This is a genomic window from Nocardiopsis trehalosi NBRC 14201, from assembly GCF_001552555.1.
Lineage (GTDB): Bacteria > Actinomycetota > Actinomycetes > Streptosporangiales > Streptosporangiaceae > Nocardiopsis_B > Nocardiopsis_B trehalosi.
Genome location: NZ_BCRK01000160.1, coordinates 1 through 14147 on the forward strand (window position 1 = coordinate 1; position 14147 = coordinate 14147).

The following is a 14147-nucleotide window of genomic DNA, read 5'->3' on the forward strand; positions in this document are numbered from 1 at the left end:
CCGCCGCGATCTGTTCGGCCACCTCCCGCGCCAAGGGTTGTGCCATGCGCTCAGCGCGCGTGGTCTTGCCGGTCGGAGTCGGCATCAGCCCACCGGCCCGAACCCGCCGGCCATGGCGTCGATGTCGCCATCACTGACGTAGGCCGCCCGGACCCGGACGGGTGCGGGTGAGCCCTCCAGCTTCACGAAGGCCACCCCGGGAAGGTCCGCATCGATCAGGTGCGCCAGAGCACCGCGCTCCCGGGCGCCCTCCCCCAGCACCATGTCGACCTGCGACGCCTCATCGAGGCGCAGGGCGACCTTGTCCGGGAAGAGGTTGCGCAGGTTCATCACCTCCTTGCGCGGGTCCTGCAACGCGGCCAGGACGCAGAACCCCACCGACCGGCCCTGGGAGGTCAGGGTGGCGATGGCGTTCTCCGCACGACGGCGGACGTCGCGATCGGGGTGGTAGGCGGTCAGGAACGCCACCTCATCGAGCACCACCACCACGAACGGGTCCGAGGCCGAGGGGACGTGGACGCGCTGCTTCCCGGCGTAGCGCTCCGCCCGCTCCTGCATGTCGGCCACCGCGCGTTCCAGCAGTGCCACCGCGGATTCCCCGTCATCGGCATAGGCCGCGAACAACCGCCGACCGTAGGACAGCTCCATCCGCTTCGGGTCGATGGCCCGGACCTCCACCGTCCCGGCCTGGATGGCGGGCAGCATCGCCCGGAGGGCCGACCAGATGACCGAGCCCTTGCCCGCACCCGTCACCCCGACGACCAGCACGTGGGTGCCGTGCAGGCGCAGGTGCCAGGGCTCACCGTCTTCGCACCGGCCCACGGGCAGCGCCGACAGGTCCGGGTCGGCCGGGATGGGCAGAGCGTCCAGCGGGCGCGCGAGGGTATCCCGGCGCGGGAACTCCAGCACCACGTCACGGGGGCCGAGCACGGTCACGCGGCAGGAGGGGGCGCCGAACCCGTGCGCCAGCTCCACCACCCGCTGCTCCACATCCGCCGGGGCGGTGCCGGCCACCAGGCGCACCCGCACCCGGTCGGCCCACGTGGAGCAGGTGACCCGGCGGATACGCGGGAGGTAGCGCCGTTCCTGGTAGGACTCGGCCAGGCCGGCGACGACGAGGACGGGTTGCCAGTGGCGCCGGTAGACCGCGACCCACCGCCACGCCGCCAGCGCCCGCAGCGCGACCAGGCGGTGGAAGGAGACCGGCCAGCGGATGTACCAGGCCAGCAGCACCGAGGACGCAGCGATCACCGCCACGGCCGCGCCCGTGTATCCGAACAGGTAGCCGGACGCACCCAGGAGGGCCGCCGAGCCCACGGCGACGGGGAAGCGAATCGGTGCCAGGACCAGGACGCGGAGCAGGCGGGTGATCCAGGAGGCCAGGACGAAGACGCCCGGCGTCTCGACAACAGGGGTGGAGAAGCGGAACGCCTGCGCGGGGGCGGGAAGGGTCGGCGGAGTCTGGGCCGCACCGGCGTGGTTGCTGCGCAGCATAAGCTGAGGACACCTCTTTCGTGTTCGTGCGAGGGCAATCGCGTAGCGGGAGAGGTCTCGGGGGCGGCTCGTGGTGTTGGCGCACCAGGCCGCCCCGCTTCACATCCGGGGTCAGGCAGCGGCGTCCTTCGCGCCCGAAGCAGCCGGGGAGCGGCGACCGGCTGAACCACCGCCGGGGGTCTTCACGGCCTTGGCGCGCAAGCTGTAGGCCACCCTGGGGCGGCGCCCGTTGTCATCGACGTAGGGCATGACCGACATCGCCTCGAACTCCACCGGGCGGAACGGCAGCCCCGGAACCTCATCCGGCAGCACCGGGCAGTGCTCAGCGGCGACCTTGACCTTCACGCTCTTGGCCTTGCCCCGCGCCTCGGGGTCCGCGTCGATCACGTCCACCGCCCACAGCGGCAGCCCCGAGTCACGGTCCGTCTGCGGGCGCTTCGTCTCGAAGTCGGTGATTGCCTCCACCCCCAGCGCATAGCACCCCGCCGGGAACACCGTCCCGAACTCCACCGGAATCGCACCCTGAATCGCCATTGAAAGCCTCCTCAAAACATACGGTCGACCACTTGTCCGATCGAGTGTGGACACAAGGTACATGCTTCGACTCGTTCGGACAAGTGGCCGAGCGGCACCCGCAGCGAGACTGGTTTACGACGCGGGGTAGACGTCCTCAAGTTCATGCAGGTCACCGGGAAGAACGACATCGGCAACAGCGACCACAGAACCTGCGGCATCCAGCACACCGGCGATCACGTTGAGGACCGGACTGGCCCGGTCGATCTTGAGAAGCTTGCACTCATCATCGCTCGGAAGGCGCGCGGACAGGCGTTCCGCGATACTCGCCGGACGGACTTGCTTCACGGCCTGGAGGTGGCCCCGGACACCGATGTTGATGGGTTGGGCGTCGGCGAGGTCGGTCCCCTCCGCAACGTCGAGTGGGAACCAGAGGGAGACCAACTCGCTCGGGCCGTCGTCATCGGCAATCAGGCGACGCCGCAGCACGGCCGGAGAACCAGTGGGCACGCCGAGCGCGTTCGCGATCGCGTCAGCGGCCACGGCCCGGCCGGCATGGACGATGGCGGTCGCCCTGCCGGACTCCGAAGCATCGAAAGCGCTCTGCCCGGCATGACTACGCTCCGAGGACCGTCCAGGCGAGCCCTTCACGAAGGACCCGCGCCCGTGCTCCCGATCGATCCACCCCTGCATGCTCAAGATCTGGAGGGCACGGACGACGGTGCTGCGTCCGGCCCCGAACTCCCGCACCAAGCGCGACTCGGACGGGAGCATGTCGCCCGGCGCGTACGTTCCGTCCTCGATACGCTCTTGGATCGCTTGGACGATCTGTACGTACTTGGGAGGGGTGAAGTCCAGACCCGGCATGTTCGACCGTCCGATGACTCTAGTACTCGTGTGAACAAGCAGCTTAGATGCTACCCATGTGACCTGTCACGACCCGCCGGTACGGATGCCCGCCTCAACGGATGGCGAGAACCTTGGCGATGCGATCCGCAGCGGCCTCGACTTCATCAGCGGGAAGCATCGGCTCCCGCTCGAACGCGCCTTCCCCGCACTCCCACACCCACCACCACCACAAACGCCCGCCGGTGTGAAGCGAGCACCGGATGACCTGGCGAAGCGGGTAGGACGGGCAGAGCACGTCCACTGGCGACGTGTCGAATTGCGGGTTCCGGACCTCCAACTGCACCAGCACCGCCGTCGTGCGCACTTTCAGCCCGCGAGACTCCAGGCGTCCCATCATGTCGAGGATGCGCCGTTCCGCTTCCCTCTTGACCAGCTTTCGCTGCGGCAGTTCTGCATGTCCGTCATTCACCGTCGTGTCCCTCCATCACGGGTATGGACCGCCGGCGCCGACTGCTCCGGGGAGGCAAGCCGGTCGGCGCCGGCGGACGGCATCACGCTGCGGCGATTCCGCTGCCCTGGCAGGCGGAGCAGGGGATAATGCGTTCCTCCCCCTCCGTCCCGGGTGCGGTACGGACGACGACCAGGCGGCGCGGGCGCAGCGTCTTGCACCCTCGCCCCCGGCACGACCGGCACCGGTCCGTCTCGACTACCGCCACGGGTTCCACGAAGAACGCCCCCTCGCCACCACGACGTGATCCCTCGCCGCTGACAGGAACAGCAACGGCGTGCTAAGAAGCTAGAACTCCGAGAGGAAGGGAACCCGGAAAAACTTTCCGGGGTCTTCCCAGGCAAGAGGACGCCATGTACAGCACCCCCGCAGCACTGAGCCCAGGCCAGCGCGTCGCGTGGTACCGCCTGCGTCGTGGAATGTCCCAAGAAGTCCTCGCAGGACTGGTGGGGCGCACGACCGATTGGCTCAGCAAGATCGAGAATGATCGGGCGGCGCTCGATCGGCTTACCGTCATCCGCGCTCTGGCCGATGCGCTTCAGGTCTCGGTTCTCGATCTCATCGATCAGTCTTCCGACGAGCACCAGAAGCAGTCCGATACGGAGGTGGAGCGCGTGCGCTCCGCCCTACTGGATTACCGGCACCTCAGCTCCCTCCTCGCCGGAACGGATGAGGCGGAAGCGCCCTCCCTCAGTGCCATGCGCAGCGACGTAAACGACGTCATGAGCGCATATCAGGCGTCCAACTACAGCCGAGTTCTCCGCCGGTTGCCCGAGCTGCTGACGAACGCGCAGACGGCCAGTCGCACCTACACGGGTGAGCAGGCCGCGATGGCCAACACGTTGCTAGCCCTCGCCGGCCAGGCAACAGCCATGATCCTCACCAAGGTCGGGGAGTCCGACTTGGCATGGATCGCCGCCCAACGCGGGTTGGAGGCCGCCGAGAAGACCGGCGATCCCGTGGTCATCGGATCGCTGTTCCGGTCAGCGGTTCACTCCCTGCACTCCCACGGGCAGCCGGCGACGGCGGCGCAGATGACGAAGCGAGCCGCCGACTACCTCCACGATCGGCTGGACGGCTCGGATGTCCGGCTCCTCTCGGTGTACGGCACCCTGCTACTCCCCGGAGCCGTCGCGGCGGCACGGGCGGGAGACCGCGCCACAGCCCGTACCTACCTGGACGAGGCGGACCGAGCCGCACGCCGGTTGGGGACGGACGCGAACCACGTGTGGACGGCGTTCGGTCCCACCAACGTCGCCGTCCATCGGGTAGTGACAGCCAACGCCCTCGGGGATGTGGGGTTGGCGCTGGACCTCGGGCAGACGATCCGAACGACGTCCCTCCCGACAGAGCGCCGCGTGCGGCACGCCCTGGAGATGGCCCAGTTGCACGTGAAGGCCAACCAGCGGGACGCCGCTCTGTCCGCCGTCATGCAGGCCGAGGGCATCTCATCCGAACAGGTCCACCGCCACGTGATCGGGCGCCAGGTCGTCCTGCGGATGCTGCGAATGAAGTCGGGCAAGCAGGACCAGCGCCTTGCGGACCTCGCACGCCGCATGAAGGTCCTGTAGTCGATGGCCTACAGTCGCACTGTGACTGACGACCCCACCGAATCCTTCGCCCGCCCGCGAGTCGCCGCCGGCGTCCTCTTCTTCGACGAGCAGGACCGCGTTCTCATGGTCGTGCCCTCGTATAAGGACTACCTCGATATCCCCGGCGGCTACATCGAGCACGGTGAAACTCCGAGGCAGGCAGCCGCACGTGAGGTCGAAGAGGAGTTGGGCATCACCGTGACCATCGGACGCCTGCTGGTCACCGACTGGGCACCCAATGCCAAGGAAGGCGACAAACAACTTTTCGTCTTCGACGGAGGACGCCCCACCAGCGAACAGCTAGAAAAAATCCGGTTGGACCCGGCCGAGATTTCGTCGTATGAGTGGCACTCGGTTTCGACCATCCATGACGCGACCATCCCTAGGCTCGCGCGACGTATCGTCCACGCTGCGGCAGCACGCACCGAAGGGACAACCCGTTACTTGGAAAATGGCGAGTACCTGCATTAAGAGGCCTCAGGCGCCGATGATGAAGCAAGATTCGCACATCGTCAGAGCAAGATTTCTTGATGCACCCGCCACGCGGAGGGCATCCAATGACCACCGAGGAATCGCTTCGCCTTATCACGCAGGATATTATCCCATGGATTCGGGATAACACTGAAATTATCTCGATAGCAATCGCAGCAATATCACTAGCAGTTGCAATTCGAGCCACTGTTCACTCCAGAAGAAGCGCGTCCGCGTCTGAACTTAGCGCATTATCTTCCGCCCGAAGCGCGAGTGCCGCCGAGGAACAGGTCCAGCTCTCTTCGCGTCAACTCCGCGCTTCACAGGAGGCGACCGAAGCCGCTGTGATGCTCGCCTCATGGTCGCGATTCGACTCTCATAGCCCGCAGTTACTAATTGGCATCGACAAGTTCGACCGCCCTCCAAAAGTCGGACTTTACGACATTCGAGATGCGTCCAACCGGGATAGTGGTTTGGGAACCGGACTCTTCGAGAGAGAGACTTTCGAGGATTTCTCTGCGACTCTGTCAACCGAGTGGCACGACTGGACCACCGTCCATTACGAAGTCACAGGAAACTTCTTCAATTCAGGCGACCGCCCGTTCCTCCTGCTCATACCCGACGTCGAAGTGATCCGCGGGACGCTCTCGTCAGGCGAAGAAATACCGATACCAGAGCAGTTCGATGGTATCAAGGGAAGCTACCTAGTCCATCCGAACAGTCATGTGAAGTTCAGTTGGAAGATCGGAACCACGATTCAAAACTGGATCAGCATGAATAATGAGAGCACCCGGAAACCGGATCACCATCGATTGTTCGTTTGGGCACAAAGCTCTCAAGATTCCGCGCTATCGGTCCAATATGATGTCTTATTCTCAGCGGACCCCATAACTTGGGTCAACGAGGAAAAAGGGCTTTTTCGCATCCACAGAATACCGCCTCACGACATATGGGTACGAGGCCCACGCAAGCGCACGCCAAGAAACCTTCTCGAGGCTCGAGCGGCGATAGAAAAAGAATGACTGCCGAATTGGGCTGTATGGGATCAAGGCGACGGCGCTTCGCGCCGTCGCGGCCGGCTTGTCGGCCGCTAGCTCGGGCTGCGGGCTGGCGCCCGGTCCCGAGCTAGCGGCCGACCACCGGGGAAGGTGGCGAGGCCGTGGGCGGACGGGTCTCCGCTGCGAGGGATGCGCGCCGTCGCGGGGGTGCGGCTCTCAGAGGCGGTACGACGGGCGCTGTGGCTTCCGTGCTGTCCATCCGGTGTCCTCGGACCCGAGGCACTCGATCGCGCGACTCTGTCCGTCTGAGGCTGAGGCCCCGGCGCGATCGAGCACCTCGGCCCGATGACCGTGGTGACCGCCGCGCGGGGTACTGGGGGCGGGACGCAGGCTGCTTGCCAGCGGTCCGCCGACTGTGGCCGACCGCCATTCCGTCCGCTGCGGAGTGAGAAGGCCGGCCCTGATGTTCCCCTCACGGCGTCCAGGGCGTGCCACATACGTGCCACACGGGGCGGCGCGCAGCGGGGAACTACGGGGACCCGCGTCCGATTCTCGCGATTGCGCCGCAGGTCAGGCGACCTCGGGGAAGATCGTCTTCCCGGTCGCGATCTTCCAAGCTGGTCGTGCGGGTTCGATTCCCGTCGCCCGCTCTGAACCCCCAAAGGGCCAGGTCAGCCGGTGATACCCCCGGCCCCCTGGCCCTTCGCCGTTTGTGGCCTATCGCCTCCCGCGTGCCGGTTACGTGCCCGATGGCCGTGTCGGCTCGGATCGCTGAGGTGGCCGGTGGCGTGCTTCTTCGTGTGGGTGGCCGCACCGGTGCTGCGGTGGAGGCGCCGTGGGCTGGGGGTGCGAGGCGGGTCGGACCAGAGCCACACCCGGGTTGCCGACCCCTTACCGTGCCGTCGGCCTCGCGGTCGCGACGCTACCGCAGGGCCACTCGCGGGCGGTGGTGCTCGGTGGCGGCCGCGTGTCGCCGCCGATGGACGGAGTCCCCGCGTGGGGGTGGGTTCCGTGGTCGGGCGGAACGGGGTGGTCGGGGGCGGATATGTTGGGGGGACGGGTGCCCGAGCATCCGGTCCGTCGTGTGCCGCTTGTGAAGGTTGCGTGATGACGAGTCCCGATCCGCTGCGGGTGCCCGCTCTGGACGCGCAGTGGGCGCACCGTCCCGCTGCGGCCGAGGCGCCGGCCATCGTCACGGGCGTCTTCGACGTGCTGCACGTCGGGCACGTCCGCTTCCTCGGCGATATCCGCGGCCGCGGGCTGCCCCTGGTCGTGGGTGTCGAGGACGACGTCCGGGTGCGCGCCTGGAAGGGACCCGGCCGCCCGGTCAACCCCGCCGCCGAGCGCGCCGAGATGCTCGCGGCGCTGCGCTGCGTCGACGGCGTGTTCATCATCTCCGGCCCGCCCGAGGTGGCCGACTGGGAGTCCTACGCCGACCTGCTCCGCCCGCTGCGCCCGGCCGCCCTCGCGTTCACCGCGGGCGACCCCTATACCGAGGCGAAGCGCCGCGGCGCCGCCGCGCTCGGCGTCGAGGCGTGGGAGCTGCCGCTGACCGAGGGCCGCTCCACCACCGCCGCGCTGAGCCGCCTCTCCCGCTCGCTGTAACCCCGCCGACCGAGGTGGCCGCCTCGGACCATGCGCCCCTGCAGGGAGCATCCACCGTCCCGCGGCGCCCCGTCGGCAACGGTTCCGGTGGGTGGGGTATTCCCCTTCGAGCGGAACGGGGCCGGGGCGGGAAGTCGGGCGGCGGCGGTGGTGTTGTGGTGTCCTGGCACGGGCGTGTGTGGCGTCCGGGACGGGAACGGGGACGGCATGATGATGAGCGGGGGACCCCCCATCTACCGGTCACTGGTGAACGACGGGAGCGCCAAGGGCAGCCGTCTGCCGCCGGGGACCGTGCGGCGCATCACCGGGTACGCGCGGCCGCACTGGCGGTCGATCGTGCTGTTCCTGCTGACCACGTCGGTGAGCGCGGTCATCGTGATCGCCAACCCGCTGCTGCTCAAGACGATCATCGACCACGGCGTCGCGCGCGGCGACAGCGGGCTGGTGACGTGGCTGGCCGTCGCCGTGGCCGGCCTGGCCGCACTGGAGGCCGGGCTGGGGCTGACCGGCCGGTGGCTGTCCTCGCGGATCGGCGAGGGCGTCATCTACCTGCTGCGCACCCAGGTGTTCTCCCACGTGCAGCGGATGCCGCTGGCGTTCTTCACCCGCACCCAGACCGGGTCGCTGATCAGCCGCCTCAACACCGACGTGGTCGGCGCGCAGCGGGCGATCACCTCGGTGCTGCAGTCGGTGGTGTCGAACCTGATCAGCGCCGTCGCGGTGGTCACCACCATGCTGGTCCTGTCGTGGCAGATCACCGTGGTGGCGCTGCTGCTGGTCCCGCTGTTCGTGCTGCCCGCGAAGCTGATCGGACGCCGCATCGCGCACATCTCGCGCGACGGGATGAACGTCAACGCCGAGATGAGCTCGCTGATGACCGAGCGCTTCAACGTCGGCGGCGCGATGCTGGTCAAGCTGTACGGCCGCCCCGAGGAGGAGGCCGAGGCGTTCTCGCGGCGGGCCGACCGGGTGCGCGAGATCGGCGTCTCCCAGGCGGTGTTCGGCGGCCTGCTGTTCACCATGATCGGCCTCATCACCTCGCTGGCGACGGCGGTCGTCTACGGGGTCGGCGGCAACCTGGTCATCGGGGGCGCGTTCGAGCTGGGCACGCTCGTGGCGCTGACCACGCTGCTCGCCCGGCTGTACGCGCCCATCACCGCGCTGTCGAACGTGCACGTCGAGGTGATGACGGCCCTGGTCAGCTTCGACCGGGTCTTCGAGGTGCTCGACCTCGAACCGATGATCCGCGAATCGCCCGACGCCCGCGACCTCCCCGAAGGCCCGCTGTCGGTGGAGTTCGACGGGGTGTCCTTCCGCTACCCCGGCGCGGCCGAGTCGTCGCTGGCCTCGCTGGAGCTGACCCCGCAGGCCGAGGCGGCCGACGACACCCAGGTGCTCAGCGGGGTGGCGTTCACCGCCGAGCCGGGCCGGATGGTGGCGCTGGTCGGCCCCTCGGGCGCCGGCAAGACCACGCTGACGCACCTGGTGTCGCGGCTGTACGACCCGGTGGAGGGGGCCGTGCGCATCGGCGGGGTGGACCTGCGCGACGCGACGACGCGGTCGGTGCGCGACGCGGTGGGCGTGGTCACCCAGGACGCCCAGCTGTTCCACGACACCGTCGGCGCCAATCTGCGCTACGCCCGCCCGGACGCGACCGACGAGGACCTGGAGGCGGCGATGCGGGCGGCCCGGCTCGGGCACCTGCTCGACGCGCTGCCCGACGGCCTCGACACCATGGTGGGCGACCGCGGCTACCGGTTGTCGGGCGGGGAGAAGCAGCGGCTGGCGATCGCCCGGCTGCTGCTGAAGGCCCCGTCGGTGGTGGTGCTGGACGAGGCGACGGCGCACCTGGACTCCGAGTCGGAGGCGGCCGTGCAGGCGGCGCTGCGGACCGCGCTGGAGGGCCGCACCTCGCTGGTGATCGCCCACCGCCTGGCGACGGTGCGGGAGGCCGACCTCATCCTCGTCCTGGAGGACGGCCGGATCTTGGAGCGGGGCACCCACGAGGAGTTGCTGGCCCAGGGCGGCCTGTACGCGGCGCTGTACCGGACCCAGTTCGCGGCGCAGGAGCGCTCGCGCCTCTGACCCCCGCGGCGTCCGCTGATTCCCCCTCCGGCACGAGATTCACATCACGCAAATATTCGTTTGGCGCAACTTTGCACGACATGCAATGATCGTGGCCGGAGGGAGGTGGCGGCATGGGTCTGCGGGAGCGCAAGAAGCTCGCCACACGCTTCGCGCTGGAGCGCGAGGCGCTGCTGCTCGTCACCGAACGCGGTCTCGACGACGTCACGGTCGACGACATCGCCGCCGCCGCCGGCGTCTCCACCCGGACCTTCTTCAACTACTTCTCCTCCAAGGACGACGCCCTCGTCGGGAGCGGCCCGCCCCGCCCCACCGAGGACGCCCAGCGGATCTTCGTCGCCGGCGGACCGACCGGCGACCTGCTGGACGACCTGAAGGCGCTCGTCATCTCCCCCATGCTCGACTTCGACCGCGCCGAGATCGCCCGCGCCTTCGAGCAGGTGCGGCTGCGCAAGCGGCTCGTGCAGCGCGAACCCCGGTTCGCGCACCGCATCATGGCCGCATTCGCGGCGGTCGAGGAGAACGTGACCGACACCGTCGCCGCCCGCATGGGCGACGACCCCGACGACATCCGGCCGCAGGTCATCGCGTCGCTGGCCATCACGGCCATGCGGTTCGCGACCCGGCGGCTGCACTCCCGCGAGGGCGCCGACCACGACCGCGAGGACGTCCGCGCCGTCTTCGACCAGGTCTTCGACGCCCTGCGGGCCACCTTCGAGACCACTCGCCCCGAGCTGTAGCGGCCCGGCCGTGCGCCGGCCGCCGGGGTGAGCCATGCCATCACCACCCCCACGGGGACCACACACAGGGGAAAGCGAGCCACCTCCCATGACCTCGACCGCCGACACGGCGCAGTTATCCGCCCCGCCCCCGATCGCCCGCACGCGGGTGCGCTGGGTCTTCCTCGCCGTCATCCTCACGATGCTGCTGGGTGCCCTGGACCAGACCATCGTCTCGACCGCCCTGCCCACCATCGTGGGCGAGCTGAACGGGCTGGAGCACCTGTCGTGGGTGGTCACGGCCTACATGCTCGCGGCCACCGTGGGCATGCCGATCTACGGCAAGGCCGGCGACCTGTTCGGCCGCAAGGGCGTCTTCCAGTTCGCCATCGTCACCTTCCTTGTCGGGTCCGTGCTGTGCGGCATGGCCCAGGACATGACGCAGCTCATCGTGTTCCGCGCGATCCAGGGCATCGGCGGCGGCGGGTTGATGATCAGCGCGCAGGCGGTCATCGCCGACATCGTCCCGGCGCGGGAGCGCGGCCGCTACATGGGCCTGATCGGCGCCGTGTTCGGCCTGGCCTCGGTGGCCGGCCCGCTGCTCGGCGGGGTCTTCACCGACCAGCTCGACTGGCGGTGGATCTTCTACATCAACCTGCCGCTGGGCGCGGTGGCGCTCGTGGTGGTCTCGATGGTGCTCACCCTGCCGAAGCGCTCCGGGCCCAAGCCGCGGCTCGATTACCTGGGCACCGCCCTGCTGGCCGCGGCCAGCGTCTGCGTCGTGCTGTTCACCAGCTGGGGCGGCAGCACCTATGAATGGGGCAGCCCGGTCATCCTCGGCCTGGGCGCGGGCACCGTGGTCGCGGCGGCGCTGTTCGTCGTCGCCGAGCGGTACGCCGCGGAGCCGATCATCCCGCTGCGCCTGTTCCGCGACCGCGAGTTCGTGCTGACCGCCCTGGTGGGCATCACGGTGGGCATCGCGATGTTCTCCACGGTGTCCTACCTGCCGACGTTCCTCCAGATGGTCAACGGGGCGACCGCCACCGAGTCGGGCCTGCTCATGCTGCCGATCGTCGCGGGCATGCTGACCGCCACCATCACCACGGGGCGGCTCATCACGTCGACCGGCCGGTACAAGGTGTGGCCGATCGCGGGCACGGCGGTCATCATCGTCGGCCTGGCGCTGCTGTCGCGGATGGGCGCCGACACCCCCTACGCCTACAACGCGGTGGCCATGCTGGTGCTGGGCCTGGGCGTGGGCATGGTCATGCAGAACCTGGTGCTGATCGTGCAGAACAGCGCGCCGCCCCGCGACCTGGGCACGGCGACGTCGGCCAACAACTACTTCCGGCAGATCGGGGCGTCCTTCGGTATCTCGGTGTTCGGCTCCATCTTCATCGGCCGGCTCAACGACCAGATGGCCGACGTGCCGCCGCAGGCGGGCGGCGGTCTGCAGTTCGAGGGCGGCGAGGCGGGGATCAGCTCGCTGACGCCGGAGATGCTGCAGACGCTGCCCGCGCCGGTGCGGGAGTTCGTCCGCGAGGCGTTCGCGTCTGCGCTGCCGCCGATCTTCCTGTACGCGGTGCCGCTCGTGGCCATCGGGTTCGTCCTGGCGTTCTTCATCCGGGAGAAGCCGCTGGCCACCGTGGTCGGCACGGCCGCCGGGTCCGCGCCCGAGGGCACCGGGGACGGCGAGGGGAACGGCGGTACGGGCGGACGGCCGGCCGTCGCGGCGGCGGGCGTCGCGGAGTAGCGGGGCGGCGGGCCGGGGCCGGAGCGGGGGTCACCCCGCCCCGGCCCGCTCCTTCTTCCGTGCCTTCTCGGCGGCCTTGCGGGCCTTCTTCCGGGCCTTCTTGCCGCCGGAGCCGTCCTTCTTCTCCTCCGACCGCCTCCCGGCGGCCGCGTCGGCGCCGCCGGGCGCCGCGCCGGCCCGCTCCCGCTTCGCGGCCGCCGCCTTGGCGGCCTTCTTCCGCGCCTTCTTGTCCTTCTTGTCCTTCTTCTTGCCCTTGGCCTTCTTCGGCTTCTTGGCGTCCTTGGACGTCAGGTGCGGCTCCAGCTCCTCGGGCACCGGGGCAATGCCGGGGCCGCCCGCGAAGATCCAGTCGTCCAGCCGGTCGACGAGCCGGTCCTCGGTGACGTCACCGAACCACACGGGCCGCCCTCCGGCGGCCCGCCCCCGCGACGAGGGCTGCACGACCACCACGTTGGCCTTGAAGCAGATGCCGAGGCAGGTGCTCGTGCGCATCGGCACGTCGCGGCCCTCGTGGTCGGTGAGGCCGCCGAGCCGCCGCAGCTGGCCCTTGTGGTCGACGCCCGGCCGCTTCTTCTTCGTGCCGCAGCAGCAGCCGCGGCAGACGACGAGCCGGCAGGGCTGCGCTGTCGGGGTCACCGTCGTCCGCTCCCTTCCGAGGCGCCGGGCGCCCCTTCCCCACGGTATCCGCGCACGTCACGTCCTCCGTCCGCGCGGGTGGACCGACGGCAGTAGGGTGATCCGATGACGGAAGCACCCCCGCCCATCATCGACGTCGACCGGGTCGACCTCGTCCGGTCCGGCCGCCTCCTCCTCGACCAGGTGAGCATGGTCGTCCGCCCCGGCGAGCACTGGGCGCTCATCGGCCCCAACGGCGCGGGCAAGAGCACCCTGCTCAGCCTGCTGGGGGCCGTGCAGCACCCCACCCGCGGCACGGTGGAGGTGCTCGGGAACCGCCTCGGCCGCGTGGACGTCCGCGAGCTGCGCCGCCACATCGGGCACGTCAACCCCCGCCACGACCTGCGCTCGGCGCTCACCGGCCGCGAGGCCGTCCTCACCGGCGCGACGGGCAGCATCGAGATCCCGCCCCGCTGGACCCCCGAGCCGGAGGTGCTGGAGCGCGCGGACCGCCTCATCGCCATGCTGGGCGTCGACGGGATGAGCGGCGGCCTGTGGCCGACCCTGTCGCAGGGCGAGCGCGGCCGCTTCCTCATCGCCCGCGCGCTCATGCCGCGGCCCCGGCTGCTGCTGCTCGACGAGCCCGCCACGGGTCTCGACGTCGCGGCCCGCGAGCAGCTCCTGTCGAGCATCGACGGCCTGCGCCGCGAGCACCCCGAGCTGGCAACGGTGCTCGTCACCCACCACCTGGAGGAGCTGCCGGCCAGCACCACGCACGCGATGCTGCTGCGCGCCGGGCAGGTGGTGGCCGCCGGGGCGGCCGACGACGTGCTGAAGACCAAGCCGGTGACCGCCTGCTTCGACCACCCCATCACGATCGAGCGCCGCGACGGCCGGTGGAGCGCCCGGACCGCTCCCCCGCCCGCCTAGGGAGTTTTCTGGATG

The 14147-nt window shown here is 69.4% G+C and carries 13 protein-coding genes; 8 read left to right on the forward strand and 5 right to left on the reverse strand.

Translation table 11 applies throughout. The annotated features are described in order from the left end of the window. Window positions 1–84 precede the first annotated feature (84 nt). From NT8_RS22060 to NT8_RS22075, 4 genes are all read right to left on the reverse strand, one after another. Window positions 85–1494, reverse strand: a complete 1410-nt coding sequence (locus tag NT8_RS22060; RefSeq protein ID WP_067973009.1) for an FtsK/SpoIIIE domain-containing protein — start codon at window positions 1492–1494, stop codon at window positions 85–87. Between the two features lie 111 nt (window positions 1495–1605). Then, window positions 1606–2028: a plasmid replication, integration and excision activator gene (locus NT8_RS22065; protein ID WP_067973013.1), complete on the reverse strand. Its 423-nt coding sequence runs from the start codon at window positions 2026–2028 to the stop codon at window positions 1606–1608. Window positions 2029–2142: 114 nt separating this feature from the next. Continuing rightward, entirely contained in the window at window positions 2143–2874 is a 732-nt protein-coding gene (locus tag NT8_RS22070) for a GntR family transcriptional regulator (RefSeq protein ID WP_067973016.1), read from the reverse strand. A 94-nt stretch (window positions 2875–2968) separates the two neighbouring features. After that, a complete protein-coding gene (locus NT8_RS22075) occupies window positions 2969–3325 on the reverse strand; it encodes a hypothetical protein (protein WP_157515931.1) in 357 nt (118 codons plus the stop codon). A gap of 392 nt (window positions 3326–3717) precedes the next feature. On the opposite strand from NT8_RS22075, the gene NT8_RS22080 reads away from it, so the two are divergent. The 7 genes from NT8_RS22080 (at window position 3718) to NT8_RS22105 (ending at window position 12587) form a co-directional block, all read left to right on the forward strand. Continuing rightward, on the forward strand, window positions 3718–4935 hold the full coding sequence (locus NT8_RS22080) for a helix-turn-helix domain-containing protein (RefSeq protein ID WP_067973022.1): 1218 nt from the start codon (window positions 3718–3720) through the stop codon (window positions 4933–4935). A 21-nt stretch (window positions 4936–4956) separates the two neighbouring features. Then, window positions 4957–5427, forward strand: a complete 471-nt coding sequence (locus NT8_RS22085; protein ID WP_157515932.1) for an NUDIX domain-containing protein — start codon at window positions 4957–4959, stop codon at window positions 5425–5427. 86 nt (window positions 5428–5513) lie between these two features. Next, complete coding sequence (locus tag NT8_RS29550; protein ID WP_157515933.1) at window positions 5514–6449, forward strand: hypothetical protein; 936 nt, start codon at window positions 5514–5516, stop codon at window positions 6447–6449. Window positions 6450–7532: 1083 nt separating this feature from the next. After that, window positions 7533–8030 (forward strand): adenylyltransferase/cytidyltransferase family protein, encoded by a 498-nt coding sequence (locus NT8_RS22090; protein WP_067973028.1) that lies wholly within the window; start codon window positions 7533–7535, stop codon window positions 8028–8030. A gap of 213 nt (window positions 8031–8243) precedes the next feature. Continuing rightward, window positions 8244–10115, forward strand: a complete 1872-nt coding sequence (locus NT8_RS22095; RefSeq protein ID WP_067973043.1) for an ABC transporter ATP-binding protein — start codon at window positions 8244–8246, stop codon at window positions 10113–10115. Window positions 10116–10228: 113 nt separating this feature from the next. Beyond that, window positions 10229–10855, forward strand: coding sequence for a TetR/AcrR family transcriptional regulator (locus NT8_RS22100; RefSeq protein ID WP_067973031.1), 627 nt, complete (start codon window positions 10229–10231; stop codon window positions 10853–10855). Between the two features lie 88 nt (window positions 10856–10943). After that, window positions 10944–12587, forward strand: coding sequence for an MDR family MFS transporter (locus NT8_RS22105; protein ID WP_067973035.1), 1644 nt, complete (start codon window positions 10944–10946; stop codon window positions 12585–12587). Between the two features lie 30 nt (window positions 12588–12617). Here the strand turns inward: NT8_RS22105 and NT8_RS22110 are convergent, their stop codons facing one another. Next, a complete protein-coding gene (locus NT8_RS22110) occupies window positions 12618–13223 on the reverse strand; it encodes a hypothetical protein (protein ID WP_067973038.1) in 606 nt (201 codons plus the stop codon). Between the two features lie 105 nt (window positions 13224–13328). On the opposite strand from NT8_RS22110, the gene NT8_RS22115 reads away from it, so the two are divergent. Next, window positions 13329–14132 (forward strand): ABC transporter ATP-binding protein, encoded by an 804-nt coding sequence (locus tag NT8_RS22115; protein ID WP_067973040.1) that lies wholly within the window; start codon window positions 13329–13331, stop codon window positions 14130–14132. Window positions 14133–14147 lie beyond the last annotated feature (15 nt).

What these genes read in the sequence shown, in the direction of transcription:
- NT8_RS22060 (WP_067973009.1), bottom strand. Translation starts at nt 1,494, where the DNA reads ATGCTGCGCAGCAACCACGCCGGTGCGGCCCAGACTCCGCCGACCCTT.
- NT8_RS22065 (WP_067973013.1), bottom strand. Translation starts at nt 2,028, where the DNA reads ATGGCGATTCAGGGTGCGATTCCGGTGGAGTTCGGGACGGTGTTCCCG.
- NT8_RS22070 (WP_067973016.1), bottom strand. Translation starts at nt 2,874, where the DNA reads ATGCCGGGTCTGGACTTCACCCCTCCCAAGTACGTACAGATCGTCCAA.
- NT8_RS22080 (WP_067973022.1), top strand. Translation starts at nt 3,718, where the DNA reads ATGTACAGCACCCCCGCAGCACTGAGCCCAGGCCAGCGCGTCGCGTGG.
- NT8_RS22105 (WP_067973035.1), top strand. Translation starts at nt 10,944, where the DNA reads ATGACCTCGACCGCCGACACGGCGCAGTTATCCGCCCCGCCCCCGATC.
- NT8_RS22090 (WP_067973028.1), top strand. Translation starts at nt 7,533, where the DNA reads ATGACGAGTCCCGATCCGCTGCGGGTGCCCGCTCTGGACGCGCAGTGG.
- NT8_RS22095 (WP_067973043.1), top strand. Translation starts at nt 8,244, where the DNA reads ATGAGCGGGGGACCCCCCATCTACCGGTCACTGGTGAACGACGGGAGC.
- NT8_RS22100 (WP_067973031.1), top strand. Translation starts at nt 10,229, where the DNA reads ATGGGTCTGCGGGAGCGCAAGAAGCTCGCCACACGCTTCGCGCTGGAG.
- NT8_RS22115 (WP_067973040.1), top strand. Translation starts at nt 13,329, where the DNA reads ATGACGGAAGCACCCCCGCCCATCATCGACGTCGACCGGGTCGACCTC.
- NT8_RS29550 (WP_157515933.1), top strand. Translation starts at nt 5,514, where the DNA reads ATGACCACCGAGGAATCGCTTCGCCTTATCACGCAGGATATTATCCCA.